Annotated in this window: 23 protein-coding genes and 3 CRISPR repeat arrays; of the genes, 5 read left to right on the top strand and 18 right to left on the bottom strand. The window is 67.8% G+C overall.

All coding sequences use genetic code 11. The annotated features are described in order from the left end of the window. Window positions 1-23 precede the first annotated feature (23 nt). From MXD59_RS21300 to MXD59_RS21275, 6 genes are all read right to left on the bottom strand, one after another. Window positions 24-1,148, bottom strand: coding sequence for a glycosyltransferase family 4 protein (locus tag MXD59_RS21300; protein WP_248826399.1), 1,125 nt, complete (start codon window positions 1,146-1,148; stop codon window positions 24-26). Then, complete coding sequence (locus tag MXD59_RS21295) at window positions 1,145-1,663, bottom strand: phosphoribosyltransferase (protein ID WP_248826398.1); 519 nt, start codon at window positions 1,661-1,663, stop codon at window positions 1,145-1,147. Before MXD59_RS21295 ends, MXD59_RS21300 begins: the two co-directional genes overlap by 4 nt. Further along, the gene (locus MXD59_RS21290; protein ID WP_248826397.1) at window positions 1,653-2,378 is read right to left on the bottom strand and encodes a 7-carboxy-7-deazaguanine synthase QueE; all 726 of its coding nucleotides are present in this window, start codon (window positions 2,376-2,378) and stop codon (window positions 1,653-1,655) included. The genes MXD59_RS21295 and MXD59_RS21290 overlap by 11 nt, the downstream gene beginning before the upstream one ends. Beyond that, window positions 2,375-2,761: a 6-pyruvoyl trahydropterin synthase family protein gene (locus MXD59_RS21285; protein ID WP_248826396.1), complete on the bottom strand. Its 387-nt coding sequence runs from the start codon at window positions 2,759-2,761 to the stop codon at window positions 2,375-2,377. Before MXD59_RS21285 ends, MXD59_RS21290 begins: the two co-directional genes overlap by 4 nt. Before the next feature lie 375 nt (window positions 2,762-3,136). Continuing rightward, a complete protein-coding gene (locus MXD59_RS21280) occupies window positions 3,137-4,009 on the bottom strand; it encodes an SAM-dependent methyltransferase (RefSeq protein WP_248826395.1) in 873 nt (290 codons plus the stop codon). Between the two features lie 120 nt (window positions 4,010-4,129). Next, the gene (locus tag MXD59_RS21275) at window positions 4,130-4,570 is read right to left on the bottom strand and encodes a hypothetical protein (RefSeq protein ID WP_248826394.1); all 441 of its coding nucleotides are present in this window, start codon (window positions 4,568-4,570) and stop codon (window positions 4,130-4,132) included. Window positions 4,571-4,943: 373 nt separating this feature from the next. On the opposite strand from MXD59_RS21275, the gene MXD59_RS21270 reads away from it, so the two are divergent. Beyond that, window positions 4,944-6,533, top strand: coding sequence for a hypothetical protein (locus MXD59_RS21270; protein WP_248826393.1), 1,590 nt, complete (start codon window positions 4,944-4,946; stop codon window positions 6,531-6,533). Then, window positions 6,533-7,054 (top strand): flavoprotein, encoded by a 522-nt coding sequence (locus MXD59_RS21265; protein ID WP_248826392.1) that lies wholly within the window; start codon window positions 6,533-6,535, stop codon window positions 7,052-7,054. The genes MXD59_RS21270 and MXD59_RS21265 overlap by 1 nt, the downstream gene beginning before the upstream one ends. 28 nt (window positions 7,055-7,082) lie before the next feature. Here the strand turns inward: MXD59_RS21265 and MXD59_RS21260 are convergent, their stop codons facing one another. Together MXD59_RS21260 and MXD59_RS21255 are read right to left on the bottom strand one after the other, a co-directional pair. Further along, window positions 7,083-8,726 (bottom strand): hypothetical protein, encoded by a 1,644-nt coding sequence (locus tag MXD59_RS21260; protein ID WP_248826391.1) that lies wholly within the window; start codon window positions 8,724-8,726, stop codon window positions 7,083-7,085. Between the two features lie 158 nt (window positions 8,727-8,884). Then, entirely contained in the window at window positions 8,885-9,895 is a 1,011-nt protein-coding gene (locus tag MXD59_RS21255; protein WP_248826390.1) for an ATP-binding protein, read from the bottom strand. Window positions 9,896-10,310: 415 nt separating this feature from the next. On the opposite strand from MXD59_RS21255, the gene MXD59_RS21250 reads away from it, so the two are divergent. Next, window positions 10,311-11,174, top strand: coding sequence for a helix-turn-helix domain-containing protein (locus MXD59_RS21250; RefSeq protein ID WP_248826389.1), 864 nt, complete (start codon window positions 10,311-10,313; stop codon window positions 11,172-11,174). Then, window positions 11,171-11,386: a DUF397 domain-containing protein gene (locus tag MXD59_RS21245; protein WP_248826388.1), complete on the top strand. Its 216-nt coding sequence runs from the start codon at window positions 11,171-11,173 to the stop codon at window positions 11,384-11,386. Before MXD59_RS21250 ends, MXD59_RS21245 begins: the two co-directional genes overlap by 4 nt. A 200-nt stretch (window positions 11,387-11,586) precedes the next feature. After that, a CRISPR array of direct repeats spans window positions 11,587-12,836; the repeat unit is 29 nt; unit sequence GTGCTCCCCACGCCCGTGGGGGTGAACCG. A gap of 91 nt (window positions 12,837-12,927) precedes the next feature. Continuing rightward, window positions 12,928-13,263: a CRISPR direct-repeat array (repeat unit 29 nt; unit sequence GTGCTCCCCACGCCCGTGGGGGTGAACCG). A 151-nt stretch (window positions 13,264-13,414) separates the two neighbouring features. Here the strand turns inward: MXD59_RS21245 and cas6e are convergent. The 7 genes from cas6e to MXD59_RS21210 all read right to left on the bottom strand — a co-directional run bounded on the left by cas6e (window position 13,415) and on the right by MXD59_RS21210 (window position 23,153). Beyond that, window positions 13,415-14,119 (bottom strand): type I-E CRISPR-associated protein Cas6/Cse3/CasE, encoded by a 705-nt coding sequence (gene cas6e, locus MXD59_RS21240; RefSeq protein ID WP_248826387.1) that lies wholly within the window; start codon window positions 14,117-14,119, stop codon window positions 13,415-13,417. Continuing rightward, window positions 14,116-14,922 (bottom strand): type I-E CRISPR-associated protein Cas5/CasD, encoded by an 807-nt coding sequence (cas5e, locus tag MXD59_RS21235; protein WP_248826386.1) that lies wholly within the window; start codon window positions 14,920-14,922, stop codon window positions 14,116-14,118. The genes cas6e and cas5e overlap by 4 nt, the downstream gene beginning before the upstream one ends. 2 nt (window positions 14,923-14,924) lie before the next feature. Beyond that, window positions 14,925-16,211: a type I-E CRISPR-associated protein Cas7/Cse4/CasC gene (gene cas7e, locus MXD59_RS21230; protein ID WP_248826385.1), complete on the bottom strand. Its 1,287-nt coding sequence runs from the start codon at window positions 16,209-16,211 to the stop codon at window positions 14,925-14,927. A gap of 55 nt (window positions 16,212-16,266) precedes the next feature. Further along, window positions 16,267-16,785 carry a type I-E CRISPR-associated protein Cse2/CasB gene (locus MXD59_RS21225; RefSeq protein ID WP_248826384.1) on the bottom strand — a complete coding sequence of 173 codons (519 nt, stop codon included), beginning with the start codon at window positions 16,783-16,785 and terminating at the stop codon, window positions 16,267-16,269. 26 nt (window positions 16,786-16,811) lie between these two features. Continuing rightward, window positions 16,812-18,311, bottom strand: coding sequence for a type I-E CRISPR-associated protein Cse1/CasA (gene casA / locus MXD59_RS21220; protein WP_308301753.1), 1,500 nt, complete (start codon window positions 18,309-18,311; stop codon window positions 16,812-16,814). Further along, window positions 18,308-21,133: a CRISPR-associated helicase Cas3' gene (gene cas3 / locus MXD59_RS21215; RefSeq protein ID WP_248826382.1), complete on the bottom strand. Its 2,826-nt coding sequence runs from the start codon at window positions 21,131-21,133 to the stop codon at window positions 18,308-18,310. Before cas3 ends, casA begins: the two co-directional genes overlap by 4 nt. Window positions 21,134-21,442: 309 nt before the next feature. Next, a CRISPR array of direct repeats spans window positions 21,443-22,385; the repeat unit is 28 nt; unit sequence GGTTCACCCCCACGCACGTGGGGAGCAC. Between the two features lie 72 nt (window positions 22,386-22,457). Then, window positions 22,458-23,153 carry an FxLYD domain-containing protein gene (locus MXD59_RS21210; RefSeq protein WP_248826381.1) on the bottom strand — a complete coding sequence of 232 codons (696 nt, stop codon included), beginning with the start codon at window positions 23,151-23,153 and terminating at the stop codon, window positions 22,458-22,460. A gap of 537 nt (window positions 23,154-23,690) precedes the next feature. Here MXD59_RS21210 and MXD59_RS21205 point away from each other — a divergent pair. Then, entirely contained in the window at window positions 23,691-23,915 is a 225-nt protein-coding gene (locus MXD59_RS21205) for a helix-turn-helix transcriptional regulator (RefSeq protein WP_248826380.1), read from the top strand. Between the two features lie 255 nt (window positions 23,916-24,170). Here the strand turns inward: MXD59_RS21205 and MXD59_RS27480 are convergent, their stop codons facing one another. From MXD59_RS27480 to MXD59_RS21200, 3 genes are all read right to left on the bottom strand, one after another. After that, the gene (locus MXD59_RS27480; RefSeq protein ID WP_372512162.1) at window positions 24,171-24,419 is read right to left on the bottom strand and encodes a TIR domain-containing protein; all 249 of its coding nucleotides are present in this window, start codon (window positions 24,417-24,419) and stop codon (window positions 24,171-24,173) included. Further along, entirely contained in the window at window positions 24,329-24,538 is a 210-nt protein-coding gene (locus MXD59_RS27475; protein ID WP_372512161.1) for a TIR domain-containing protein, read from the bottom strand. Before MXD59_RS27475 ends, MXD59_RS27480 begins: the two co-directional genes overlap by 91 nt. 116 nt (window positions 24,539-24,654) lie before the next feature. After that, a complete protein-coding gene (locus tag MXD59_RS21200; protein WP_504858363.1) occupies window positions 24,655-25,797 on the bottom strand; it encodes a site-specific integrase in 1,143 nt (380 codons plus the stop codon). Window positions 25,798-26,232: the final 435 nt, after the last annotated feature.

Here is a 26,232-nt window from a genome sequence, read left to right as displayed (position 1 = left end):
GTCGTGGAGCTCAGGGTTGGCGTTCAGGGAGTCGAGGTGGCCGTCGCGGCGAGGAATGCCTCGGCCGCCTTTTCCGGGGTGTGCGGGGCAATGCGCGGCGGCGCCGCGGAGCTGGCGGCGTGGTAGGCGTCGGCGTCTGCCAGCAGGTCGTCGAGTGCCGCCCAGACGGCGGGAAAACCCGACCGCAGCGGCACGACCCGTCCGGCCGGGCCGATGAGCGTCGGCACATAACCGTGATCGAAGGTGATCACCGGGGTGCCGGTGGACAGCGCCTCGGCGGCCGTGTGGCTGAACGTCTCGGGCTCCACCGACGAGATGACGGTGGCCGCCGCGCCGGCGAAGAACGCGGGCACCTGCTGCCAGCGCAGCGCCGGCAGCAGGTGCACCACATCAGGACGTCGGGCCGCCTGGGCGCGGCAGGCAGTCAGCGCTGCGGCCTGCTCGCCGGGCTCGAACTCGAAATCGGCTTCGGCGAGCACGACTTCCACCGGGCGATCCCAGTGCGGCGGCATCGCCGCCAGAAATTCGGCCTGCCCCTTGACAGGCGCGGCCCGGGACACCAGCCGCAGCGGACCGGACGCGCGTAGCCGCTCCCGCTGTTCGCGGTCCGGTGTCCGGGGGACGGTGAGCAGCCCGTTGGGCACGACCCGCCAGGCACTGGTGTCCCAGCCGTCCCTGTGCGCCGCCGCTACCAGATAGGGGCTCGCCGGCAGCACGACGTCGGCGGCGGCCATCGCCTTCGCCCACGCATCCGCCGAGGTGGGCCGGATCGTGTTGTGCATCATCAGCGCGGTGCGCACGCCGGCTGGTGCCGGGCTGAGGTGCCCGAGACCCCAGACGGGCGCGGCCCAGCACACGACCTGCACCGACAGGTCATGCAGCACGCGCGACACCTCGGCCAGGACCGGTTCGGGGTCGGCGAGCGCGGCGAGCACGTCGGCGTTGAGCGCCGGACGAGGCAGCCTCACCGACGCAAGCCGAATCAGCCCGGGCTCGGCCTCGTCGCCCTGTTCCCCCGGACCGCCGGCGAGGATCACGGCCGTGTGGCCGAGCCCGCGCAGGCCGGCGGCCAACGCGGCGATGCTGCGCTCGATACCCGACGGATGGTCCGGCCGGTAGGTAAGCAGGCAGAACGCCACCGTCGTCACGGCTGCTCCCAGGGAAAGACCACCCACCGCTGGATCTCGCGCCCGAGGTAGGTCGGGGTCCGCGCATCACCGCCACCATCGTCGGCAACGTCATCACCGGCACCAGCAGTGTCGGCGACCGGTTGGTTCGCCCGATTTCGCAGGCAGATGGCACTGCGTATCCTGCGGGCGCCCTGGCCGGCCAGATGGCCGCAGGCGGCCTCGAGGGTCTCTCCGCTGCCCATCACGTCATCGACCACCAGGACATCCCGGCCCTCGAGACGGCCGACGGAGCCGGGGTACGCCAGCATTGGCCGCTCGGTCTTCGGCGCGTTCACGCCGTCGTACCGGGTGTGCGTGATCGGGAGAGCACGTACGTCCCGAACACCCAGACGGTGGGCAAGCAGAACCGCGGGAACCATCCCTCCGCGCAGGATGCCCACGATGACATCCGGCACAGCATCGGCGGCCACCGCGGCGGCCAGTTGCTCGGTGATGTCGGTGAGCTCCGGCCAGGTGAGCACGTCAGCGTCCACGGATGTCTCCCCAGAGGAGAATGTGCAGCCGAGGCGTGAGGTTCCACCCGCGGACCAGCACCTCGTCGGCCAGCGCTCTCATCACCGCGAGCGTCGAAGCATCCTGCGTGCCTGCCGGCATCACCCAGATCGGCTCGAGGCCGAAGCGGGCCTCGAGGTCGGCGATCTCGTCCAGATCGCCCGGCTGTTGGACGACGAACTTCCAGTTGCAGGCCGACATGTCGGCAAGAGCTCGGATCGCGTCTGGTCGGATGCGTCGCTCCTGCGTCACCCCGCTGTGGGCGAGTTTGACGCTCACGTTGAACCTCGTGGCCGAGGCGGCCAGCGCGGCGCCAGGAACAAGCGTGCCGTTGGTTTCGATCTCCACACGCTTCCCGGCGATCTCCAGCAGGATCGCCAGTTCCGTCAGCCGGTCACGCTGCAGCAGCGGCTCTCCGCCGGTGACGACGACGAGCTTCGTCTCGAATCCAGCCGCCCAGCGAACAAGATCGATGATGCTGACGTGCTGGGTCTCGGCGGAGCGGTCGAACGTGCTCCAGTCCCACGTGAAGGGCGTGTCACACCAGCGGCAGGACAGGTTGCAGGCGGCGAGACGGACAAAGAGCGCCTGCTGGCCAGACGAGACGCCCTCGCCCTGAAACGTGGGTCCGAAAGTCTCGCTGACAAGCAGATCGCGGGCGGGAGATGGCGCGGGCTGCTGCTCGGTGACGATCATTCGTCTCGTCCAGCGGGAGCGAACTCGGCCCAGCTGTTGGGGGACTCCGCCACCCGAACGGACTCCAGCCGTCCCTGAACCAGCGGCTCCAGGCTGTCGATGATCCACTGGGCCAGGTGGGCTGCCAGCAACTCGCTGGTCGGCGGAACATCCAGGACGTCGTTCAGATCGCGGTGGTCGAATTTCTCGTCGAGATACGTACCGAAGGGTTCCAGGTCGCCGAAGTCGGTCACGAATCCGGGTTCATCGAGACGGTCGGCTGCGAACACCACCTCGACCGTGTAGGTGTGCCCATGAACGCGGGCACACTTGTGTCCCGGAGGAAGGCCGTCAAGATGATGGGCTGCGTCGAACGAGAATCTCTTACCTATTCGGTATCCCACACTTCACCCCTTTCGGGCGAGTATTCTGGGTGGTCTTGCAATCATGTCGTCCGGTGCGTCCTGTGCCGCAGCTTGTCCCAGAGAAAAGGTCCGGAGAGCCAGCAGACATGCGGTGGAAGCACGATGAGTCGGCAGGTTGGGCAGCGGTGCGGCAGCCACGGCCACAGCTGCCATCGCCATCCGGAACTATCCGGGAAATGAAGGTGCCCGCCTTCGCATCGTGCTCGCCGGGCGTAGGTGAGGCCACCGCCGGCCCAGCCGGGGCAGCGGCCGGGCTTGTTGTAGCAGGGCCGACTGATCCGCGGTAGGCAGCGCAGTGTCATGTCGGCACCAGAGATGTGCTCTGGCGGTGAAGGTGAACCGCTGGCCGCACTTTCACAACTTCCGTGCCACCGCGCCGTAGACGCTTACCTGGGCATCGGTGAGGCCCGGCGGCACCCCGTCGTCCGGCCGCCAGTGGTGGACCAGCCGTATGCCTGGGTCGAGGAGATCCAGGCCGTCGACGAAGCGCTCGATGTCGTCGATGGATCGTGCCTGCACCGGAATGCCGCGCTGGCGGTAGACCTCCGCGGCTGCGTCCACCGATTCCCGATCATGGTCGACGGTGATGTGGGTGAGTGCCAGGTAGCTGCCGGAGGGCAGGGCGTCCATCAGGCGCCGGACGATGCTGTACGGGTCGTGGTCGTCCGGAAGGAAATGCAGGATGGCGATGAGGGACAAGGCGACCGGTCGGGTGAGGTCGAGGGTGTCGTGGAGTTCCGGCGAGGTCAGGATGCGGTCGGGGTCGTGGAGGTCGGCATCGAGGTAGGCAGTGGCACCTTGGGGGACGCTGGTGAGTAGCGCGCGGGCGTGTGCAAGAACAAGAGGATCGTTGTCGGTGTAGACGATGCGGCTGTCGGGGGCGATTGTCTGGGCGACCTCGTGCAGGTTGGGGCTCGTGGGAATACCGGTGCCGATATCCAGGAACTGCCGGATGCCGACCTCGGTGAGGTGGCGGGTGGCCCGGAGCAGGAAACTCCGGTTCTGCCGTGCGGCGATCCGTAGCGTCGGAAGGGCGAGCAGGGCCGCCTCTGCGGCGTCGCGGTCTGCCGGGAAGTGATCCTTACCGCCGAGGTAGTAGTCGTACATTCTGGCCGCGTGCGCGACGTCCACGCGCAGCTCGGCGGGCGCGAGAGGTGCGCGCGTGCGCGTTGCGTCGGTTCCGAACAGCGTGGCGGGTGTGGCGGGCGTCGATGTCTCAGGCGGCATGATGGATTCCGATCCCGGGTGGGACGACAGACGGACGTGGCGAAGGTGGCGGATTCGGTCCCGGCGGCAATACCTGCGGATACATCACCTACATCACCGCCGCGATGGATGGGTTCTCGGCTACAGCAGTGCGGGGCGCCGCAGGCCAGCTTCGACAGCCGCCCGTGCCCTCTCTCGTTCCTGTTCGACGCCCTCGGTGAAAAGCCTCAGCTGCTCCTCGGCGAGCAGGTCCTGCCCGTCAAGGACCGTGTCGAGGTAGAGCTGCTCTGCCTGCAGGCTCAGCGTGTTGCGCCGGGCGACCTTCCTGCGGAGTTCGGCCCGCTCATCGGGGCCGAGGTGCCGGCCGGTCTGCAGGCCCTGGTCGATGTCGCCGGCGAGGGCGGTCATCTCCAGAAAGATTCCGAGGATCTTTCCGGTGTACTGCTGGCAGCGGTCCGCCAGTCCGTTGATCGTCTCGAGGGTCAGGCCGAGCTCTCCGCGGCGGTGCAGGTAGGAGTTGTAGAGGCCGCCGGTGGGCGCGAGGTTGTCGCCGCCGATGGCTGCCATCTCGAACAGGTACACGCAAATTCTCCGGATGACCGTGTTTGGGGTGAGTGGTTTACTGAGAGCAAAAGGCTGGCGGTTCAGTCGCAAGGTGCGTCGGTGGGATCCGGCCGACGGCTCGGGGAGAACCGGCGGCCGGACGACACGAGACTGCCGTATCGCGAAGCGGAAAAGATCCCTTGTAGTGCGGACGTTTCCTCGCGTCGTCACGATGGCCGTGAGCTGCACAGATGAACGCCCGTGGGGGAGAATCTCGCAGTCGGGCCCGCTGGTGGGCGTCCGTAACGCACGCAGCGCGACTCGAGGGGCGTACCGGGTGGTTGCCTGTCACCTATCCTCGACATGTGGGCACGACGGCTGTGGAGTCCGGAGGGGAGCTGGTCGCGGCGCCATGAGCAGGTCGAGTCAGCGGGCCGAGCAGGAAGAGCTGCGGATCCGGATGCACGCGGCCGGGATGAGCCGTGACGAGATCGCCGTGGAGCTCGGCCGCCGCTATCGGCTTCGGCCCCGGGCGGCCCACCGTCTCGCGTGCGGCTGGTCGCAGACCCAGGCGGCGGCACATCTCAACGCGCACGCAGCTCGGCTGGGTCTGGATCCCACGGGCAAGGCCGCGATGACCGGGGCGAAGCTGTCCGAGCTGGAGCTGTGGCCGCATCCGATGCGTCGCCGCCCCACCCCGCAGATCCTCGCGCTGCTGGCGGAGGCGTACGGCACCGACATCCACCATTTGCTCGATCTCGACGACCGAGAGCACCTCACCCCCGCAGACCTGCACCTGCTCGCCACGATCCGAGCCAAGGGCGCGCCGGCTGAAAGCACCGAAGCTCCCGCGCTGACCGAACCTGTTGATCACGACTCGGCGGTGAGGGCCGGCCAGTTGAATCGGCAGCAGTTCCTGATCGGGGCGTCGGTCGTCGGCGTCTCCACCGCGATCCTCCCCAACCTCCAGAGCAACAATGGTCCAGCGTCAGCGGGCCGAGAGTCCGCATCGGAGGGTGGCGGCGATCTTCTGGCGGAGCTGCGAGAAGCCATCACCGCGCCGACCGAGCAGCCAAGCGATCGCAGGATGACCTCGGCCGTCCTTGACGAGCTCGCCGCGCTGGCCCGGGACTGTCACAGCAGATATCAGGAGGCCGATTTCGCGTCGGCGGCCAGGCTTCTCCCGGTCGCCGTGCGCGGTGTGGAGGCGCTCGCGGCCGATCCACCGGCCGGGGTCGATCCGCGGATGGTGGGGCGTACCCGTGCGGCGGTCTACATCGCCGCGGCCAAGTTGGCGACCAAAACCGGCGATCATGGTCTTGCCTGGCTCGCCGCGGACCGTGGCCAGCACGCCGCGTTGATCGGCGATGCCCCGGCGCTGGTGGCGACTGCCCGGAGGCAGATCGCCTGCGTCTTCCATGACACGGGACGTCCCGCGGACGCCGAACGTCTCGCGCTCGAGGCGCTTGACGCCCTGAACGGGCGGCGGAGCGGGATCGATGATCCGGATGTCGTCTCGGCGCGGGGAGCGCTTCTCCTGCTCGCAGCGATGATCTCGGTGCGGCGTGATGATCGCGCCGAGGCCCACCGACGCCTCGACGCGGCAGCCGACCAGGCGGCTGTGCTCGGCCAAGATGACAACCGCCTGTGGTCGGCGTTCGGGCCGACGAACGTGGCGATCCACGCTCTCGCCGCCGCCCAGACTCTGGACGACCCGGCCGAGGCCGTCCGGATAGGCGCCCAGATCGATACCCGGCTTCTGCCGGCGCCCTTGGCGGGCCGGCATGCCCGCGTCCACGTGGATCTCGCGAGCGCGCATACCAGCCTGGGCGAGAACGATGTCGCGGCCGTGCACATCCTTGATGTGGCCCGGCGTGCTCCCCAGATGTTGCGCTTCGATCCTGTGGCCCGCTCCGTGGTCACGACCCTGCTGCACCGCGCACGAGGATCCACCGTCCCGATCCTGCGCAGCGTCGCCGAGCAGACCGGGATATCCGCCTGATGGCCGCCGAGCGCGAACAACGGGTCCTTCACCTGGTCGTGTGCGCGGCGCCGCCCGCGAGCCAGATCGCCGAGCTGGTACGTGCGGCTCACGACGCAGACTGGTCGGTGTGTGTCGTGCCGACGCCGCCCGCCGCCTCCTGGTTGGACGTACGCGCGCTGGAGGAGCTGACCGGCCATCCGGTGCGAACGCGGCCTCGGCGTCCGGACGAACCGCGTCTTCCGCAGGCAAAGGCGGTGGCGGTCGTTCCCGCCACCTTCAACACGATCAACAAATGTGCGGCCGGGATCAACGACAGTCCGGCGCTCGGCGTCGTCAACGAGGCGATCGGGCTCGAGCTCCCCGTGGTCGTGGCCCCCTATGTCAAAGCCAGTCTGGCCGCGCACCCGGCGTTCGGACGGGCCCTGCGCGATCTGGCCGCGTTCGGCTTCACCGTGCTGGCGACCAACGCGATCCAGCCGGCCGAGGGCCAGGCGGACTTCACCTGGCAGCCGGTGCTCGATGCCCTGCCCGCACAGTGATGCGCGGATGATCAGACATCATGCGCCGTCAGAGGTCCAGGTCGAAGGTCGGCCCGTCGACTGGTGGGTCGGGAGCAGGCCCGTCGCGTGTTGGTGAGACGTCAGGAAAGTGGGTGGCGGCAAGCGCGGCGAGGGTGGCGTGCGACTCGGAGCCGTCCAGAGTGACGGTCTGCTTGTGGGTGAGCAGCCGGGTGAGGTCCGCGTCGGAACGGGTCAGTGCAGCCGCATAGACATCCGACTTCATGGTCATGAAGCCGTGGGCAGGGTCGACAAGCTGGAGTTGGTCCTGGTCGATCGACACGACCGAGGGGTGACGGGTGGAATCGCGCGTGAACTTGATCTGCTCGGGCGTGGGGACGTCGGGAGTGTGGGGATCGAGCGCCGCGTCCAGTGAGGGCAGCTGCCGTTCGGCCACGCGGGCCATCGGGCCGAACGGGGTCGAGATCGTGGTGGTCAACTCGCGAAGAGCAACGATGATCTCATCGTCTTTCAGGGGCACCTGGGCTGCTGTGCGGGCCTCGAGGATGGTGACGATCGTCGGCCAGGCGGTGCCAGCGACCGGGACGATGTCCGTCGCGGGAATCTGCACAACGGCCGTCTGACGATCGGGGAGCACGTCGTAGTAAAGCTCCTCGGGGCCAAGCCGCGCGCGCAGGACCGTTGCGTGGTGGAAACCGGGGTGATCAATCGTTCGTATCCGGCTGCCGTAGGTGAGAACGGCCGATCCGTCGGGGCCGTCGACGGCTGTGTCCGGCGCTTCGAGTGTGGGTTCCACCAGGTGGTGGGGTGAGACCAGCGTGTGGTCGTGGAGTCGAGCTCTATAGGGGTGGCCGGGAAGATCGTAGACGTCGGGTCGCCAGAGGTAGAGGAGATCGCCGGCGGCGTTGCGGGCGGTGTCGACGACCGTGCCGACTGCCGTGATGGCGGATCTGGTGCTCTGGGCCGAGATCCGGGTGCCGGGCGGGTAGGGGTGGGTTGGCTGCAGGAGCATGGTGGTCAGTGCGGTGGCATGGTAGGCGAGGAAGTCCCCCTGTCTGGCGGTGAGGTCTCTGTCCGTCCTGCTTGTGCCGGGGAACCCGGCCAGGTGCCGAAGAGCCTCATCGGCGAAGGGGCCGCATCCGGCCAGGTGCAGGTCGTCTCCGGCGAAGGCGATGAGACCGTCCGTCCAGACCCGGTAGGCGACGTTGAACTCGAGGCGCTGGTGTACCTGCTGGACCTTGGACACCGCGTGGAGGTCGAGTCGGTATCGGCCGTGCTGCCAGCTTCGCATTGACTGGTCGCCGTGCATAAGCCGGCCGTAGGTCTCCGAGCCGCCGCCGACAACGTGGACCTGGTCGAATCGCCGCGGAATCGTCGAGTCGGGAACATCTGCCGGGCCGAGATCCGCGGTCGGCCGCAGCTGCTCGGGCGGCGGCCAAAGATGCTGCCCGACTGGTTCGCTTCGCTGAAGTGCCCGATGGACAGCGTGGGGGAGGGGGAATCCCAGCTGCTCTTCCACCTGCCAGACCGTCCCCTGCGCCGACCACAGGCCCGATCCCGGATCAGCGCTGGCCCCGTCCGGCTGGAAGAACGCGGCCACGGGGTCTCGGGATTCCGGCGTACGGATCAGCTCCCAGTGCCCACCGAAGGCCTCCACGATCGCCGCTGGCCTGAGTTGTGGGTCGGGGCTCACCGCGGAGCACCGACGGCGCGAGGTGAACAGTTCCGTTGACCAACACCCATGGCGGATGAAGTGCGGAGTCCCTCGCGATCGGAATGGGACTGACCCTGGTGCCACGGTGACGCCTGGCCTCGAGGGCAGGTCTGTGGTCAGGCCGCTTCGTGGGCGCTTCAGAACGACTTGCGCGACGGTGCGCGATGTTCCAGGTGCTTTCGGGGGAGTCCGGTGGGGAAGCTGTCGGTGTTCTCGGACGTCGTGGGGAACGTTCCTGCCTGGAATCGGGAGGTCCCGGGAAGCGCGGAGGCGGCTGCGATGATGCAGTGGCGTGCCGGGGTGGTGTCGAGGCTGGCGGCTTCCGCGGCGTCGTAGGCGTCGAGGGCGCTACAGAGCGCCCTCCAGCCGGCGGAGGTCGGGCTGATGGGGGGATGGAAGAGGCCGAGCGTCCGCTCGATCTCCTCGCCGGGCACCAGGCTGCGCATCCTGGCCAGCAGCACCACGGGTCGCAGGTGCTCCGAAACGCGGAACTGGGCCGCCATCAGCTGGTCACCTCGCTGCTGTTCAGCGTGCCGGGCCGGTAAAGGGTGCAGGCCAGATGCGAGGCCACTCGGCTCCGGCAGCCGGCTGTTGAGACGACGGAGTCCGTCCAGGACGCGACGGAGAAGCGCCGGGTCGTCCTCGAAGACGGTGGGGTGTGCCGGCGTCGGGCTGGAAGAGCGCGAACGTTTCGGCAGGGCCGTTTCGGTGTGGCCGGTGTCGGGGTGCGCCGGCTCTGTGCTCGCGGCGAGCTGGGCCCAGACGATCTTGCCGCCGCTGCGTGGGCGGTACCAGGACCATCGCAGGCAGAGTGCGTCGACCAGGACGAGGCCGCGGCCGTTTTCGTCGTCGTCGTTTGGGTGGGCGAGGGCGGGTGGGGTGTTGCTGTCGTCCCAGACCTCGATGGTCAGGGTCGGGCCGGTGAGGGTCAGCCAGAGTACGTTTCCGGCTTTCCCTTCGCTGATCTTCGCAGCGTTCGTGGCGAGCTCCGACACGACGATCTGCGCCGACTCGACGCTGTCCGAGTCCAGACGCCAGGCACGCAGGGCTTGGACCGCGGCGGCCCGCACTGCCGGTATGGCGGTCATGGCGGCGGGGAAGTGGTCGACTGCCATGCGGACGGCGAGTGCTGGAAGCGCGGCGGTCACTGTGGCTCCGCGGTGGGGATGAGAGGTGGCGAGGTCTGGCTCGCCTGTGGACGGATCACCTCGTTGGTCATGGTGGCGTCTCTCCGTTGGAGTGGAGGTGGCGCTGCCCCGGCTCGTACGGCGTGGTGGGAGAGATCCGGCAAGGGCAGCGGGAGTGGTGAGGACGCCGGGCCAGCAGGCAGTGTGCGGCGGGCGGTTGATGGCTGCTGCGGAGCGGTGTGCTGGCCACGGGTGCTCATGAGCGTGTCGTGGGCCCGTCGGCGTCAGAGCGTCCTTGGAACGTGAGGATGCCGCTGCGAACCTTTAAATGCAACTGCATCTGTAGACTTGTTTTCGTTGCGGATGGAGTTAGTGGGATCGCGTTCGGCCGGTGGCAGACTGCGATCAGGCATGGGTGTGCGATGGCGGAGGAAGCGTGGCGAAGTCGTCAGCGGGGCCGACGGTGCGCAGCCGCCGGCTGGGGGCCGAGCTGCGGAGGCTGCGTGAGGCTGCCGGCCTGACCGCGGGGGAGGCGGGGCAGGCGATCCGCGCGTCCGACGCCAAGATCAGTCGGATCGAGAACGGCCGGGTCGCCGTGCGTGCGCTCGACGTCGGTGATCTGCTGACTCTCTATGGCGTTGACGATGTCGGTCAGCGGGAGGCGATCCTCGTGCTGGCCAGGGAGACCCGCCGCCAGGGCTGGTGGCGAAGCTTCGGCGACGTCGTCCCGCGGTGGATGGAGGTCTACATCGGGCTCGAGGCCGACGCGTCGTCGATCAACGTCTACCAGTCGTCCCTGGTCGAGGGCCTGCTGCAGACCCCGGAGTACGCCGCCGCGGTGATCCGTTCCACCTGGCCGGAGCTTCCTGGCGACGAGGTCCGCCGACGGGTGGCACTGCGGACCAGTCGCCAGGAACGCCTCACCGGCTCGCAGCCGCCCCGCTTGTGGGTCGTACTCGACGAGGCCGTGCTGCGCCGCCCCGTCGGCGGCCCCGATGTCCTGGATGCCCAGCTCAGGCATCTCCTGGACGCCGGAACCCGCCCGAACGTGACAATTCAGGTGCTACCGTTCAACGTCGGAGGCCACACCGCGCTCGGGACGTCCTTCACGCACCTGGCTTTCCCGGATCCAGACGATCCGGAGGTCGTCTACCTGGAGGTTCTGACGGGCAGCCTGTACGTCGAGAAGCCCGAGGAAGTGCGGCAGTACCGGGACAAACTCGACCATCTGCGAGCCCTCGCGCTCAACCCCCGCGACTCCACCGAGATGATCCAGAGCCTGGTGAGGGACCAGCCATGACCAGCAAAATCGAGTTCGACCGGGACAACCTCACCTGGCAGTTGTCCAGCTACACCAACGGCAGCGGCGCCTGCGTCGAAGTCGCCAAGCTCCCGCAGAACGGCCGCGCCCTGCGCGACTCCAAGGACCGCACCGGCCCCATCCTCGTCTTCACCGCCGCCGAATGGGCCGCCTTCACCGCTGGCGTCCGTGACGGCGAGTTCGATACCTGAGGGTGACGAGCACCGCTTGTCACGTTGGCACCACTGATCATCCTTGTGTCGCAGCGGTAGGCTGCGTAACTATGACCGGCCAAGCCTCCGTTCCGGCTGCCCGACAGGCAAAGCCCGCGAGTTCAGCCACTGGGGTGTCGATGCCCGGCCTGGATTCACAACAGACGCAGGACCCGATCTAAAAGCCCAGTTCAGCAAGTGTGCTCCCCACGCCCGTGGGGGTGAACCGAAGTCCCGGAGCGCGGCCTGCTGCTGGCGGACGTGCTCCCCACGCCCGTGGGGGTGAACCACCCTCGCAGCCAGGCGATGCGGACTCGACGTCGTGCTCCCCACGCCCGTGGGGGTGAACCGCCCAGTTCGAAGGCGTAGCCACTCGGGACCTGGTGCTCCCCACGCCCGTGGGGGTGAACCGACGGTGGCTGAGCTGACTGTGGCGGGTCTGCGGTGCTCCCCACGCCCGTGGGGGTGAACCGCCCGTGCGCGGGCCGCGGAGCAGGCGGAACAGGTGCTCCCCACGCCCGTGGGGGTGAACCGCGTCTCACACCGCTGCTGGGGACGCCCTGACGGTGCTCCCCACGCCCGTGGGGGTGAACCGATGATTCGCCTTCTCCGTGGGGCCGGGCACCCGTGCTCCCCACGCCCGTGGGGGTGAACCGAGAGACCTGGTGGGCGGGAACTGCTCGTGATGGTGCTCCCCACGCCCGTGGGGGTGAACCGCTCACGTTCGGCATCGCGCACGGAAAGCGCGGGTGCTCCCCACGCCCGTGGGGGTGAACCGCATGGCGATCATCCTAGACCAACGTGTCGAAGGTGCTCCCCACGCCCGTGGGGGTGAACCGCCCGATGAGGGCATAGGCGAGCCAGGGCGGGCGTGCTCCCCACGCCCGTGGGGGTGAACCGTCGTGCACGAGCCAGACGCCCGGTTCCCACACAGTGCTCCCCACGCCCGTGGGGGTGAACCGACCGCCCTGTTCGACCATGCCGAGGTTTACACGTGCTCCCCACGCCCGTGGGGGTGAACCGTCACGATCACAGAGGGCGACCGGGATCCGGAAGTGCTCCCCACGCCCGTGGGGGTGAACCGCTATGTGTGTCGCAAACAAGTCTTTCGGCAACGTGCTCCCCACGCCCGTGGGGGTGAACCGGTGACGCGGGGTGTCGGATCGGCCCGGTGCTGGTGCTCCCCACGCCCGTGGGGGTGAACCGTCGCTCCCCGCAGCGAGGATCTCCGCGCCCACGTGCTCCCCACGCCCGTGGGGGTGAACCGTACACGCTGGTGAAGCTGCTCCACCCGGACTGGTGCTCCCCACGCCCGTGGGGGTGAACCGGCCGACGTAGTCCAGCCCGGTCATCGGACGGCGTGCTCCCCACGCCCGTGGGGGTGAACCGACCCAGCCCGGCCCGCGTTACGACGAGATCGAGTGCTCCCCACGCCCGTGGGGGTGAACCGTAGCGGACACGGACGCTGTCGCCTGCGTCCTGGTGCTCCCCACGCCGTGGGGGTGAACCGCCGCCGATCTGGCCGATCGCGGCGAGAATGTTGTGCTCCCCACGCCCGTGGGGGTGAACCGGCTCACCGCGAGTGGGAGTGGCAGGGGCGGACGTGCTCCCCACGCCCGTGGGGGTAAACCGGGCACCGACTACGTCGCCAAATGGCCGGCCGGGTGCTCCCCACGCCCGTGGGGGTGAACCAGTCGGTGAGGACGACCCGGACACTGGGCAGTGCGTGCTCCCCACGCCCGTGGGGGTGAACCGGCGAAGCTGTTCGCCCGCTGCCGCGACGGCCAGTGCTCCCCACGCCCGTGGGGGTGAACCGCGTATGTGTGGATGGATCACGCCGCGTGGCTCGTGCTCCTCACGTCCGTGGGGGTAAACCGCTCTGGAGGATCACTGCGGTCGCACTGACCGGGTGTCACCACGCCTACGGGGGTCGCGAATGCGCGCGGTGCTCGAGGACTGGGGACATGTCGGTTAATGACAGCCACACATCATGATCCACGGCGCCCAGTGTGGTGTCGGCCCGGGCCGTCATTGGGAGACGGCTAGAGGGCCGGAGCGGTTGATGAGGGGCGCGGTGGTGAGGAAGCCGAAGCCGTAGGCCTTGGCGGGGCCGATTCCCTTTTCGAGGATGCGGCGGAATCGGTTGTGGTCAGTGATGGTGAGGGTGCCTGAGAAGGTCGTCGAGCGGAAGTGGAAGGGGCGTCCTCCCTTCCTGCAGGGTCTGTCGGGTTCGCTGATGATGGCGACTGCTGGTTCGCCGGTGTAGGGATCGGTGTCCACGGTGAAGGCCTGGCCGTGGTCGTGGATCTGGTGGCGGAGGAGCCAGTCGAGGTGCGCATCGGGGCCGTTGAGTCCGACGCGCTTTCGGTCCTGGTGACTCCTTTTTGTCGGGTTGGCGCGTAGTTGGAAACGGATGCGGTCGCCGTCGCGTAGGTGCTGGTGGCTGACCGGCCTGGGCTGATCGACGGCCCAGGATGCAGGAACAAGGAGGCGGCTGAGGTCGGGTCTCGTTCGGGACTGGACGAGGAGAGTCATGCTGGTGTCGGGGTGGGTGTCGGCTCGCCAGAGCACCTGGTGGTCCTCGCGGGTGTTGCCGGGGCCGTCAGGGAAGGCATGCATGGTGAGCTGGTGCACCTGGTGGAGGTCGGAGAACCGCTTGGCCGCTTCGCGATCGCGCGGGGGCATACGGAGGCGGAAGAGCCAGAGATGCTCGTCGCTTGGTTCGCCGGTCATGCGGGTTCTCCTTCCTGGGCGACCGCATCGGCGGGGGCCTGCAGCATCGCGGTGGTGAGCGGAACAAGCGAGCGGCGGACGAGGCGGGTGCGGTACTCGCGGTGCAGCGAGTCGAAACGCAGGGGAACGTCGGGGCGGACCTCGGCGAGGGGGTCGCCCATGACGGCGGTTTCGAGAACGGGCAGCTGTCGGGAGCGGCCGGCGGCGAGGTCCTGGTGGGCAGCATTGTGCTGCTCCTCATGGTCGAGCCAGGGCCAGGAGCGCAGCAGCACCTCGGGTCGCTCAGCGGTGATGGCGCAGACGAGGGGCTGTTCGGGGATGCAACCCCTTCGGCCGAGGTAGTACGCGCGGCGTGGGGTGCGGAGGGCATGGGCGCAATCGTCGATGAGCTTCGGATCATCGCTGGTGAGCAGGACGAGGAAGATCGCATCGGCGAGGTAGTGCTTCATGCCGATGTTGCCCTTAGCTGAATCGGCGTCCTTGGGGAAGTTGGGGGTGCCGTCAGTGCTGGTCCAGGCAGTCCAGTAGAGCCGATCCTCGTCGGTGGTGCCGCCGTGCCAGGCGCCGACGCCCGCGGTGTAAAAATCATCGACAAGGGTGCCGGCGCGGTCGGTGCGACTCGCCATCGTCAGGTCAGCGAAGCGTTTGAGGCTGTCCTCTCGGCGGTATCCCATCCCGTTTGTGATCATTCCGATGATGCCGGACAGCGTCGGCTCGCGTTCGGTGTCGCGGCGCGCGAAATGGGAGCGCGTGCCCCAGGACTGCAGGGCACCCGCGACGCGCAGAACTAGCGTGGTGGGCATGCTCAGGCCAGGGCCGACTCGAGCACGCCGGTGATCGTTCGATCAGCCAGAGGTTCCTGCGTTGCCCGGTCGAGGGAAAAGTCCTCGATGTCCTCGATATCAGGGTTGAGGACGCTGTAGCGGGCGCTGTGGAACGGGGGCGCGCCGTCTGGGCTGCTGAAGCTCCTGACGTAGGTGTTCCAATGGCGGCGCAGCGCGCGGGCCGAGCCGTTGAGCAGGCCGCCCTGGTCATCGTGGACCGGGCGGACGAAGGACGCGGCGAGGCTGTGGGGAGCGTTCGCGGCGACGGCGACTAGGAGGCCGGGCCGGGTGAACGGGGCGCTGTTGGTCGCCTTTGCCCGTGGCCGTAGGTGCACGAACGAGGTGCACAGGCTTTCGGCGGCGAGTCGGACGAGGTCGGTGTTCGGCTTGAGACGTTCGGTGAGGACATCGAGGTCGAGGCTGAGGTAGCGGTAGTAGACGCCTGAGGTGTAGGGCTGGACGCCGATCATGCCGACACCATCGGCATCCTCGGGCTTCGCATCGTCCACGGCGGTGTAGTAGTCGAAATCCAGAGTGATCACGTGCGTGGTGATCGCATGGGCGACGCTGACCGCGGCGTCCACGTTGGTGTCCGGAACCTCGGAAAGCATCCGGCCGAACAGGGCGATGTCGATGAGGTCCTTGGAGGCCAGGACCTGTCGCTGCCGGGTGATCTCTTCGGCACCGAAGGCCGCTTCGAAGGCCTTGCGCGCGGCGTTCTTCGCCTTCTCCTCGGGCTCGGCGCTCTCACCGGTGCCACCGTCGGCCGGGGTGGCGGCTGCCGTACCGCCACGGCGGGCTCGTCCTTTGGGCGCATCCTCAGGGAGGGCCATGCTGGCGGTCCGGGCCTGGTCCCAGTTCCCGTGGAGGAAGGCGGCGTACTGGTCCGCAGTGTCGACACGGCTGAAGACGAGCACCTTGGTCCGGGTGACCGGACGCGCGTCAGGCCCTCGGCCATACGAGGCACGCTGGGTCTCAAGTCCGATCGCCCGCAGCAGGAAAGACGCGACGTCGAGAGCTTCGTCGTGGGGGTGCCCGTACTGTTCGGCGAGAAGGCCTGCGATCTTCTCCGGCAGCCAACGAGTCCGGGTGCCGCAGTGCTCGGGTGCGATCTTCTGCATGGCCTCGCGCATGAGCCGTTTCTGGGACTGGGTGGACCAGCGTGCCCGGGTGCCGCCGCCCAGCGTGGTGGTCTTCGGCGCGCCGGTGTCGTCGCGGTTGAGGTTGTTGACCGGGAAGTACTGCAGGGCATGCAGTTCGATGATCATTGTGGTCCTCGGCGGGTTCAGGGTTGGCAGGGTTCGAGGTGTTGCGGTGACTGGTTCAGCCCCAGTACTGGGTGGCCCACCATCGCTGCGTCTTGTCCCATTCCGCAGAGCGGCACAGGTCGAAGTACAGGCCGGTCCAGTTCAGCGGGATGCGCGCGGCGGCGAGTGCGGTGATCGCTCCGCGGGCTGGTACGGCGACGTATTCGCGGGGTGCGGACACGAGCCGGGCCATCAGAGTGTCGGCCCTCGTCCGCTCGCTGGCAGCAAGCTGCTTGAGTGCGCTGCCGAGCCGCTTGCCCGGGCGCACCGGAGGGTTGGAGGTGTGCCAGAGAGCGAACAGGGCGGCAAGCAGGTAATGCTCGCGTTCGCGCGGGTCGTTCGGGTGGGTGAAGTGGACCAGATGAGGGATGGCGTCAGGCGCAATCCCGTTGGGGTAGGACATGCTGCGCCGCAGCTGCGCGAGCGCGCTGCCGCTGGGCGCGACGAGAGGCCTGCTCGAGGTCCTGGAACTGGCGAGGTCGAACAGGTACCGCACGAGGCCCGGAGTGGACTCGGGGTCAGGGTCGGTCGTCATGGGTGAGCTCCTGGCGGCAGCGGACGTTAGGAGAAAATCTTGGTGAGCTGACGCTCGAGGTCGAGTCGGGCGCGGACCAGCGCGGGGGCGGACCGCGGACTCAGGGCTATTGCCTGGGTGGCCTTGGCGAAGCAGTCGAGCGCGGCCACCCGGACGGCATCCGCCCAGACCTCACTGGCCGCATCAAGGTGGGCCCAGTTCAACGGCTGGGCGGCATACTGCGCGAGCAGGACTCGAAACGCAGGTTCCACGGCCCACCAGTAGGAGGCAAGCGGGCGGACGGTTGGCCGGTAGTCCCGCTTGAGCTTCAGGTCCTTGTTGCCACGCCGGAACGCCGCAGCCAGCTGCTTCTGCAAGGCGGCATCAACCCGATCAGCCTCGTCGAGACGACCGCTGAGCGCGGCCACGGCCGGGGAGCCGGGCGTCAGGAACTCGACAGGCAGGGGAAACCGGTCGCGGATCCAGAGGGCAGGAGTGTCCTTCTGCGCACCGCCCGGCGCCCCATAGACGTTGACCGCGGCCATGCGGCTGCGGAGGTCCGGATCGGTGTGGCGCAGGAGCAGCGCAGCCTCGGTGAGGATTTCCGCGCCCATCTGGTTGGCATGATCGGACTGGTAGAGCGCGGTGACGTCCCGCCAGGTGGCGCGTTCGGGCTGGACCAGGACCCGATACCGGTTCGCGTTCTTTGCCCGGCGGTACGCGAACATCGGCTCCCGGTTGGCGATCTTCTCAGGCGGCGGTCTCCCGGTGCCGATGATCACATGTGTGACGTGCCGACCGGTGTCGTCCGAGAAGAGCAGGATTCGTCGTGATGGCCAGGTCAGTCGGCCGAGCCAGCCGGACACCGACCCCGTCCACACAGGCGAGCCCATGCTGTTCCGCACATGCAGGCTCAGCAGCAGCGTCTCGGCGAGATTGCGACCTTCCGGGGCGACAACGAGTGCGCCACTCAGTGGGCTGATCTTTGCCGAGCCGCCGATCTGTACTTTTCCAGCTCGTGCGAACGCCTGATGGGCCAGCAGCAGCCGGGCGGCCTCACCGGCGTCGAGGACGCGGTTCGCCCCGTGATGGGCATGGCTGTGCAGGATCTTCTGCGCAGCGGCCATCTGCGGGAACCCGAGATCGACCGCCGGGCGCGGTCGCATCTGGCTGCTCGCTGTTGCCTTGCTGTTCCGCTCGGCCAGGCTGCTGAGAAGGGTGTGGTCCTGGAAGAAGGGTGCGGTGGGGTGGAAGAGGTCGAAGCAGGTCCGGTGCGTCTCGAGGTACCCGGCAACCTCGTCAGCGGGAAACCCCTGCCGAAACTGGCGAAGACGGTCGTCGTCCTTGGTCGGACCGTTCAGTGCGGCCTGGACGATTGCCAGCAACAGCCGCAGCGTCGCGATCTCGGCAAGAGGATTGGCGTCGGCAAGCGCGGCGAACTCGCTGGGCGTGGCGAGCACCTCGGTCAGCGAGACGGCGGCGAAGCTTCCGTCCTTGGCCCGCGCCACCGGGATCCAGCCCTCGGTCAGCAGGTCGTAGCTGCTCACTGGTCGATCTCCTTGAGGAACGCGCGGGCGCGATCCGGGTAGAGGACGCCGAGTTGCTTGCTGTAGCGAAACAGCCCACGCCCGTACGTTCCGTCGGCGTTGAGCTCGGCGAGAACGGCATGCCGCAGCACGGGGTCGCCTTGCCAGGCCGGAGGACAGGTGGCGCCATGACGCAGGGCGGAGACCACCGACTTCCTGCTCAACGCGACCGTCGAGCGGAGAAGCAGAGGGAACGACGGCCTTGCCGCCAGATCGCACGCCCGCGTGCCTGCGACCGGCACAAGACCGTCACCGCTCCGGTACACCAGGACAACGCTCAGCGAGGGATCGCCCAGCCGGGTCATGGCCCGCAGCGGCGCGTCCTCCGCGGCCGACTCGTCGACGTGTTCGAGCGCGGTGAGACGCCGCCAGGCATCCAGATCCCACGGCGAGGTCACGGCGCGGCCATCCACCTGCTCCACTGCGTAGGCGAGACGCGTCTGCTGGCGCTGGTGCGCCGCTTCCCACAGCCGCCCGCAGGCGTCGTTCACCGGCCAGAGCGGCACGAGTTGTCCGGCCGCGTTGTAGACCTCGCTGACCAGCCCCGGCACCTCATCGGGCAACCGCAGCCGCTCACGTCCGCGGAGTTTGAGCCAGCTCGCCAGCAGGACGGCGGGTGCCGAATCGTCATAGACATAGGCGATGTCCGCCAGATCGGGGACACCGCCGTCGCAGATTGGATCCACCAGCCAGGCTGTCGCCGGGCTCGCCCACCCTGGCCGAACCGTGTCCGTCCAGCGTTGCATCCGGCCCAGCCGCTGGATGAACAGGTCCACCACGGTGAACTCCGTGATCAGTAGGTCGCAGTCGATGTCCAGTGACTGCTCGACGATCTGCGTGGCCACAAGGATCACCAGACCGTCCCGGCGCGCCTCCCGCTGCTCCTTGCCGAACAACCGCAGCACCTCAGCCTCGGTCGCGTCGCGTCTGGCGTGCGGGAAGCGAGCGTGGAACAGCACCACCCGCACCCGGGTATCACCAGCGAAGTGGCGGTGAAGGACCCGGTAGAGCCGCTGCGCATGGTCAACGGAGTTGCACACGACTCCGACCCGCCCCCACCGATCGACAGCGGTCAGAGCGTCGATCTCCTTCGCCAGTACCTGGGCGTCCGTCTCCTCACTGCCACCCAGACGCAGGGCAAGTCGTCGTAGTGCAACGTTTCTGCTTGGCCGGAACTGGGGCGGATGCTTCACGTCCACGTAGGGCGCCGTGGCTGTGGCGACGGTCAACCGGGGGTATTGCTCGACCTGTGGCAGCTCGACTGGCGGTGGCTGCTCCGGGCCGTGCAATCCCTGCCGAAACGCCTCAATCAGAGATCGGCGGGTGGCCGGCGGGAGGGTGGCGGACAGCAGCACCACCGAACATCCGATCTGAGCAAGCCACTGCAGCGCGAGCTCCAACAGCCCGTTCATGTACGCGTCGTAGGCATGCACCTCGTCGAAGACCACAACCCGGCCGGCCAGTCCGGTCAACCGCACCGGCCCGAACCGTACGGATTGCACTGCCAGCAGGATCTGATCTACCGTGCCGACCCCCAGCCGGATGAGCAACGGCCGATGAGGCCCACGCGACCAGCGAGACGGCTCACGCTCCTCCACTGGGTGACGCTCGACATCCACCTCGAGCGTCTGCGCCGTCGCCGACTCGGTGGCGTCGGTCTCGAGCGAGGCATGCCCATGGACCAGGATCGGGATGAACTCGTCAAGCCCCGCGCGCTTCATCCATGCGCATAGCCGCGTGTGCCCCTGGTTCGATGTGGCCCGTGTTGGCATCGCCCAGTAGATCCCGGCTGCGCCATGCTGGATCTGCTGGTGCAGGAAGCCGTAAACCGCCTCGGTCTTTCCCGCTCCGGTCTCATCCTCGATGACCAGGAGGCGGTTCCCCGGGCCGGCAGCCGCAGCGACCTCCATCTGCATGGGACTCGGGGCGAATCCCAGCACGTCCGCCAGCTCGCGATGGTCGCCGATCGGTGCGTGCCAGCTGTGCAGCCGAGCCTGCTCGGTCGCTACCGCCGCCTTGATCCGCGCGCCCCGCAGGTACGCCTGCGGCTTGACGTCCGCAGGCGCAAAGGGGAAGAGTTCGGTGCTCGACGCCAGCCAGTCCGCTGCCTTCACCATTCCGGTCAGCACCGCGACCAACGGGGACAGGTACGCCCAGCCGACTGTCAGCCGAGGACGCTCCCGCACCCCCAGACAGGCGATCAGTAGATCGACCAGCTCTGCGCGTGCAGCTGCCCACGGGTCCTTGATCGCGCTATCCGAGCCCGCTGGCAGCGCCAGCCCGGACTGCGCGGCCATCGCGCCCAGGTGCACGTAGCAGCCCCGTTCCAACGACACCGCCGCGCCGATGACCGCAGCCGACACGGCCGGCACGGCAAAGCGGTGCTCCAGCAGCGCCGCGACAAACACCGCGCCCACCAGCTCGTGCGACACCCCCGATGTAGCCCGGGGAAACGTGAAGCCAGCCGCAACCAGCCGCCGACGAAGCGACGCCACATGACCCGCGAACTCAGGCCCAGCCTTGCCAAGATCATGAAGTGCGGTCAGGAACGCGAACCACGCTCGGCCCTGCTCCACGCTCTCCAGACCGAGCCCCGCCACGAACGCCTCACGGAACCACACGGGCGCGAAGTCGTCCCACAGCCGCTCCGCCACCGCCGCCGCATCCAGCGCATGCCACGCCAGCGGATGAAACGACGGACCGCCCCGCGGAGCCCCCTTCTGCTTGCCCCACAGCAGAAACAGCCCTGACCGATCCCCTTCTGGCGGTCCTGGCTCCTTCACGCGTCCCCCCGAGTGCGCCGACTCTCCGTATCAGTCAGCACACGCTAACCATCACCTCCGACAAGACCGACACCAGCTGACCGAAGGAAGCTCCCAGCACCAAAGATGAGACGATGATCACGATGTTGAATGCGGGATTTAGATGGGAGCGCACGCTTCCCAGGCAAGGCTGGCGACAGCGGCCCGGCTTCACCCCCACACACGTGGGGAGCACCAATCCTCGGCGACCTCCTCGACCTCGGGCCACGGTTCACGGTTCACGCACGTGGGGAGCACCCAGCTACCCGGCTGCCATGCCGAACCAGGATCGGTTCACCCCCACGCACGTGGGGAGCACTCGGCGTCGTCGTCAAACGCCACCGTGCTGCTGGGTTCACCCCCACGCACGTGGGGAGCACGCCGAGATCATGCTGGACGAACCAGACGCCTACGGTTCACCCCCACGCACGTGGGGAGCACCTGTCGAAGTCGCGCTCCTCGCCCCAGCGGATCGGTTCACCCCCACGCACGTGGGGAGCACATGGGCATTCTCGACTCTCGCGAGTCGGGCCGGGGTTCACCCCCACGCACGTGGGGAGCACACGCCGGCGACCTGCTGGCGTTCGATCTCACGCGGTTCACCCCCACGCACGTGGGGAGCACTCGCGGGTGGCGGCGTCGCGGGCGTCGGCGAGCGGTTCACCCCCACGCACGTGGGGAGCACCAGTCCACAGCCTTCTGGACATAGGCCGCCTGAGGTTCACCCCCACGCACGTGGGGAGCACGCCTGACCGCGGTGCGTAAATGGATCAAATCGGGGTTCACCCCCACGCACGTGGGGAGCACCGCACTGCTCAACGAGGCGCTGTACCGGCACGGGGTTCACCCCCACGCACGTGGGGAGCACGGCCGGGACTGCGGCGCCCTGGAGAAGATCTTCGGTTCACCCCCACGCACGTGGGGAGCACCGGGCAGCCACAGGGCTATCCGCCGGGACCTGCGGTTCACCCCCACGCACGTGGGGAGCACCCCGTGGCCGCCACCGCGACCATCCAGGACGACGGTTCACCCCCACGCACGTGGGGAGCACGCCACGCTGCCGTCTTGACGATGCGTGACTGTCGGTTCACCCCCACGCACGTGGGGAGCACGCGACCGCGGACGGGTTCGTGGACGATGTCCCGGGTTCACCCCCACGCACGTGGGGAGCACGCCAGCCGACCCGAGGCGATGCTCGGAGCACTGGGTTCACCCCCACGCACGTGGGGAGCACCCTTCCTGACCTGCGAAGATTCGAGCGCCGTGGCTCGTTTCGATTCACTCGAATCCGCTTGCTGTCCCCGGGTCAGGAGGCCGAGGCGCCGGACAACGTTGCGTAAGCGTCGCATCGGGTTGGCGCGCCGGTCACGGTCAGGCTGTCGCTGGAGAAGGCGACCTGTTGGCCGGGGTTGATCGCGTCGACGTAGTGCTCACCTCCTCCGATTATCCGGTTGGCCTGGTCGTAGCAGATCACGCTCACATAGACCTGTTTGACGGGCTGCTGGTAGTGGCTGACAACCTCGCCGAGTACCTGCGCAGCGCCCGACGTCGGATCAGCCTGTAGGTGCACACCCTGCGTGGTGAAGACGGACTCGGGATGCTGGTCCTTCTCCGAGAGGTTCACCAGCGGGCTCACCGTGGCCACGATCTTGTCGACGTCCGAGCCCGCGGGGACCTCCACGATCGTACCCACCGGGATTTGGGCGCCCGCACGCAGGATCGGGGCGGACGTGTCCGACTGCCCGATCACTCGACCTGCCCGATCGTACAGCCCGAACGACGCGGTCAGTCCCGTGATCTGGTCGCTGCGATTGGTTACCATCGTTGTCGCCCACACGTAGTCCGGCATGCCCGTTCCCGGTGAACGAGAAATCCCGAAGCCACTCGCGCCTGTCACCAGACCGCCGTCCGCCTCGATCTGCCTGCCGGGTGCGGTGCTCCCCGGCGAAGCCGAGTTTCCGCCAGCACAGGCGGCCGCCAACGCCATCACCGTGGCGGCCACTATGAGCCTGCCTACGAACGCCACTTCCTCATCCCCCCGATCGTGCAAAGAAGTGCAACTATCGCATACGGGCGACGAAGGGTCGCGCCGGTCCCTTCTGCGTTGTCAGGTGCGCGATCGGCGATTTTGGGTAGCTTCCCCGTTGCTGCGGGATGGTTCACCTGGCCATGCTTCCAAAGCTGCCCTCGTGCCAGCCCAGAGCTGGGGACTGGCGCATGCGTGTCCGACGTGCATGGCGGATAGCGGCAATGTGCGCCTGCCATGGCGCAGGCAGCGCCTGAGCTCGGGCGGACGGTGCCAGTGGCGGCACCTGGCTCGGCCTTGTTCATCGAGCCTGGCATCAGCGAGTGGTTGGGATCGGAATCCAGCAATTGCCACGGCGTGCGCTGCGATGTTTCCTTGCCCTTGAGGTGGCATCCGAGGGTAAGTCTGAGTCGACTCCCAGTGGCGGAGTGCGGTGTTCGCTTCCGAATTTTTCCAGCGCTGCGCTTCAAGGGGTAGAGAATCCAGCGATTCCGGCTCCGAGAGGTGTGCTCCATGGTGCAGGGGCAAGGCGCAAGTTGGAACGGTGCTGACGGTCCACGGAGGCTATGGAAGATCGATGATCTCGCCGAGTACCTAGGTGTGTCGGTGGATACGATCTACAAATGGCGGACCAACCGGTATGGGCCGAAGGCGGCGAGGATCGGGAAGCATCTCAGATGGAGACCGGAAGACGTGGAAGCCTGGCTCGACGAGCATCGCGATGACTCGGACCAGTAACCCCGGCGGCGGTGCGCGTTGTTCAGCGCGGTCAGGTCCGTTCCGGATTGACCTCGGCCCACAAAACCCCGTTGGGAAAGCCACCCGGATCTGCATGTCGCGGACCAGTATTTGGGCCAGCGTCGATTTCCCCGCGCCCCGCATCCTGACCACGCCCATTGTCGGTTCACCCGCTGGATCTGCCGGCCGCTGCCGCGCAGCTGCCACATCGGCCTCTCTCAGCACAAACTTCGCGGGCGGCTTCCGATAGCAGCTCTATTGTCGGGCGCGCCCGTCCCACGGACAGCCCCGGCCGGGGCAGCCCGCGCCCCGCATCACCAGTAGCTTGCGCACCTCACCGGCCGGATCGTCCTTCCGTGCCGCCTGCCAATCCGCCGCCGTGTACTGGGAGAGCGGATAGTCATGGGATAGAATCACGATTGTCCGGGCCGGACATATGACACCGCATTGCATCTCTGTGGGCCAGTTGGATCCCGCGGCGAAATTCCACGCCTGCAGCAACACCGGAAGCGGCGTTCTTCCAATTCCCAGGAGATCCACTCCGCCCACGCCCGATCCGCCTGCGTGTATGAGACGAAAAAATCCCGGTCCTCATCGCCTTCAGCGATGCCTCCGCCGATCATCCGTTGAGTGTCCCACCACCACCCGACCACACCCTCGGGGGAGGCCGGACCAAGCTCAACCTCGCCGAGACCAAGATCGGAACGGAGTCGACCACCCATCACCCGCGCCGCCTCGCTCAGACTGCCAGTACTGCCAGGGTTTCTGCTGCGCCGGGGTTGGAGACTTTGCGACCCATGTAGGTGGACAGGGTGATCGACGGGTTGGCATGGCCGAGGACGTCGGCGATCTGCCGAGGGGAGTGGCCGTCGCCGTCGAGGAGCGTGGCGACGGACTTCCGGCCGAACAGGTGGGACGTCACCCCGGGGAATCCGGCGTCGTTCACCGCGTCGCGGATGTCGGCCTGGGTGTTGCTGGGGTCGCGTAGCCCGCCCATCTGTGCGGGGAACACCACGTTGTCGGCGGCCTGTCCGTCGCGGCGGGTGCGCAGCATCGCCACAGCCCAGGCCGGCAGCAGCAACAGCCGGTGCCCGGCTTCCGACTTGGGCCGCGGCTTGTTCACCAACCCCTTACCGGTGATCCGCACGACCGTGGAGCGGATCTCGACGGTACCCGCGTTCAGGTCCACTGCGTCCCAGACGATCCCGCACACCTCACCAATCCGCGCCCCGGAGGCCATGAGCATGTCCACGAGATCGGGGATGTCGCGCCGCCGCGCTCGCTCGTCGTAGGTCAGCAATGCTCGTAGCTGCCGGAGCTGGGTAGCTCCGAGCGCCTTGGGTGCCGGCTTCGGTTCGGGCCGGGCGATCTGCCCGGCGTCGCGGACCACGTTGCGGTCCATCGCGTCGAGCCGGGCCGCCATCGCGCACATGCCGGACAGGACGGCGCGTGCCGTCTTCGCCGCCCCGGGTCCGCTCTTGGCGGTGACCGCGGTGAAGAACCGGTCCGCCGTGCCGACCGTGACCTGTCGTGCCTTCACTCCGCCAAGCGCCGGGTAGACGTGCCGGTCAAGCGTGGTCCGATAGGCCGCCAGGGTGTTCGGTGAACGGTCTTTCTTCTGCTGCTCGGCGAACCACGCCTCACCGAGCACGCGCATCGTCGTCTCAGGGGTGATGTCGCCATCCCCGACGGCGACCCGTAGCCGGTCGCGTAGCGCCAGTTTCAGCGCCCGCGTAGCCGCCGCTTTCGATGTGCCGCCGCGTTCCACCTCGCGACGCACCCCATCATGATCGCGGTAGAAGCAACGCGCACGAACACCCTTCGCCGTATCGCTGTAGAAGATATTCCCGCCAATGCCGAGATCCAGACTGGGACGAGCCACGCCACACCGCCGCATCGTTCGGAAGTGGAACGAACCCCTCCATTCTAGCCTGATCATCCCGTACTTACCCCGTACTTTAAACGATCAATAACGATTGGCAGTGCCACGCAGGGACGACTGCTTGCAAGCAGATTGCGCAGGTAGAGGCAAGGTTCGACAGGTAGTAACAGGTAGTGACGAAATGGGATTGCTAATCCGTCGGTCGTGGGTTCGAGCCCCACCCGCCCCACCACGCTGCGTGACGAACCGTTTGATCTGTAGAAATAGGTTCCATCTATCTCTGTATAGGCCGTACTCGGCGACAGATGCCCAGGTCATCCATCCGGGTCGGCGGTTCGAGCCCCAGGTAGCTTGGAAGCAACTACTGACCTTTAATGCGCGAGGTCGACTGGTTGATCATGGGATGGTGTCAAGGTCAACCCGGTGCCCGCCAGG

It is taken from the genome of Frankia umida, assembly GCF_023242945.1.
GTDB classification, from domain to species: Bacteria; Actinomycetota; Actinomycetes; order Frankiales; family Frankiaceae; genus Frankia; species Frankia umida.
Note: the sequence above shows the minus strand (reverse complement) of the source record. Positions and strands in the feature narration are given on the sequence as shown.

What these genes read in the sequence shown, in the direction of transcription:
- MXD59_RS21290 (WP_248826397.1), bottom strand. Translation starts at nt 2,378, where the DNA reads ATGATCGTCACCGAGCAGCAGCCCGCGCCATCTCCCGCCCGCGATCTG.
- MXD59_RS21280 (WP_248826395.1), bottom strand. Translation starts at nt 4,009, where the DNA reads ATGCCGCCTGAGACATCGACGCCCGCCACACCCGCCACGCTGTTCGGA.
- MXD59_RS21270 (WP_248826393.1), top strand. Translation starts at nt 4,944, where the DNA reads ATGAGCAGGTCGAGTCAGCGGGCCGAGCAGGAAGAGCTGCGGATCCGG.
- MXD59_RS21265 (WP_248826392.1), top strand. Translation starts at nt 6,533, where the DNA reads ATGGCCGCCGAGCGCGAACAACGGGTCCTTCACCTGGTCGTGTGCGCG.
- MXD59_RS21245 (WP_248826388.1), top strand. Translation starts at nt 11,171, where the DNA reads ATGACCAGCAAAATCGAGTTCGACCGGGACAACCTCACCTGGCAGTTG.
- cas6e (WP_248826387.1), bottom strand. Translation starts at nt 14,119, where the DNA reads ATGACCGGCGAACCAAGCGACGAGCATCTCTGGCTCTTCCGCCTCCGT.
- cas5e (WP_248826386.1), bottom strand. Translation starts at nt 14,922, where the DNA reads ATGCCCACCACGCTAGTTCTGCGCGTCGCGGGTGCCCTGCAGTCCTGG.
- cas7e (WP_248826385.1), bottom strand. Translation starts at nt 16,211, where the DNA reads ATGATCATCGAACTGCATGCCCTGCAGTACTTCCCGGTCAACAACCTC.
- MXD59_RS21225 (WP_248826384.1), bottom strand. Translation starts at nt 16,785, where the DNA reads ATGACGACCGACCCTGACCCCGAGTCCACTCCGGGCCTCGTGCGGTAC.
- MXD59_RS21205 (WP_248826380.1), top strand. Translation starts at nt 23,691, where the DNA reads ATGGTGCAGGGGCAAGGCGCAAGTTGGAACGGTGCTGACGGTCCACGG.
- MXD59_RS27475 (WP_372512161.1), bottom strand. Translation starts at nt 24,538, where the DNA reads ATGATCGGCGGAGGCATCGCTGAAGGCGATGAGGACCGGGATTTTTTC.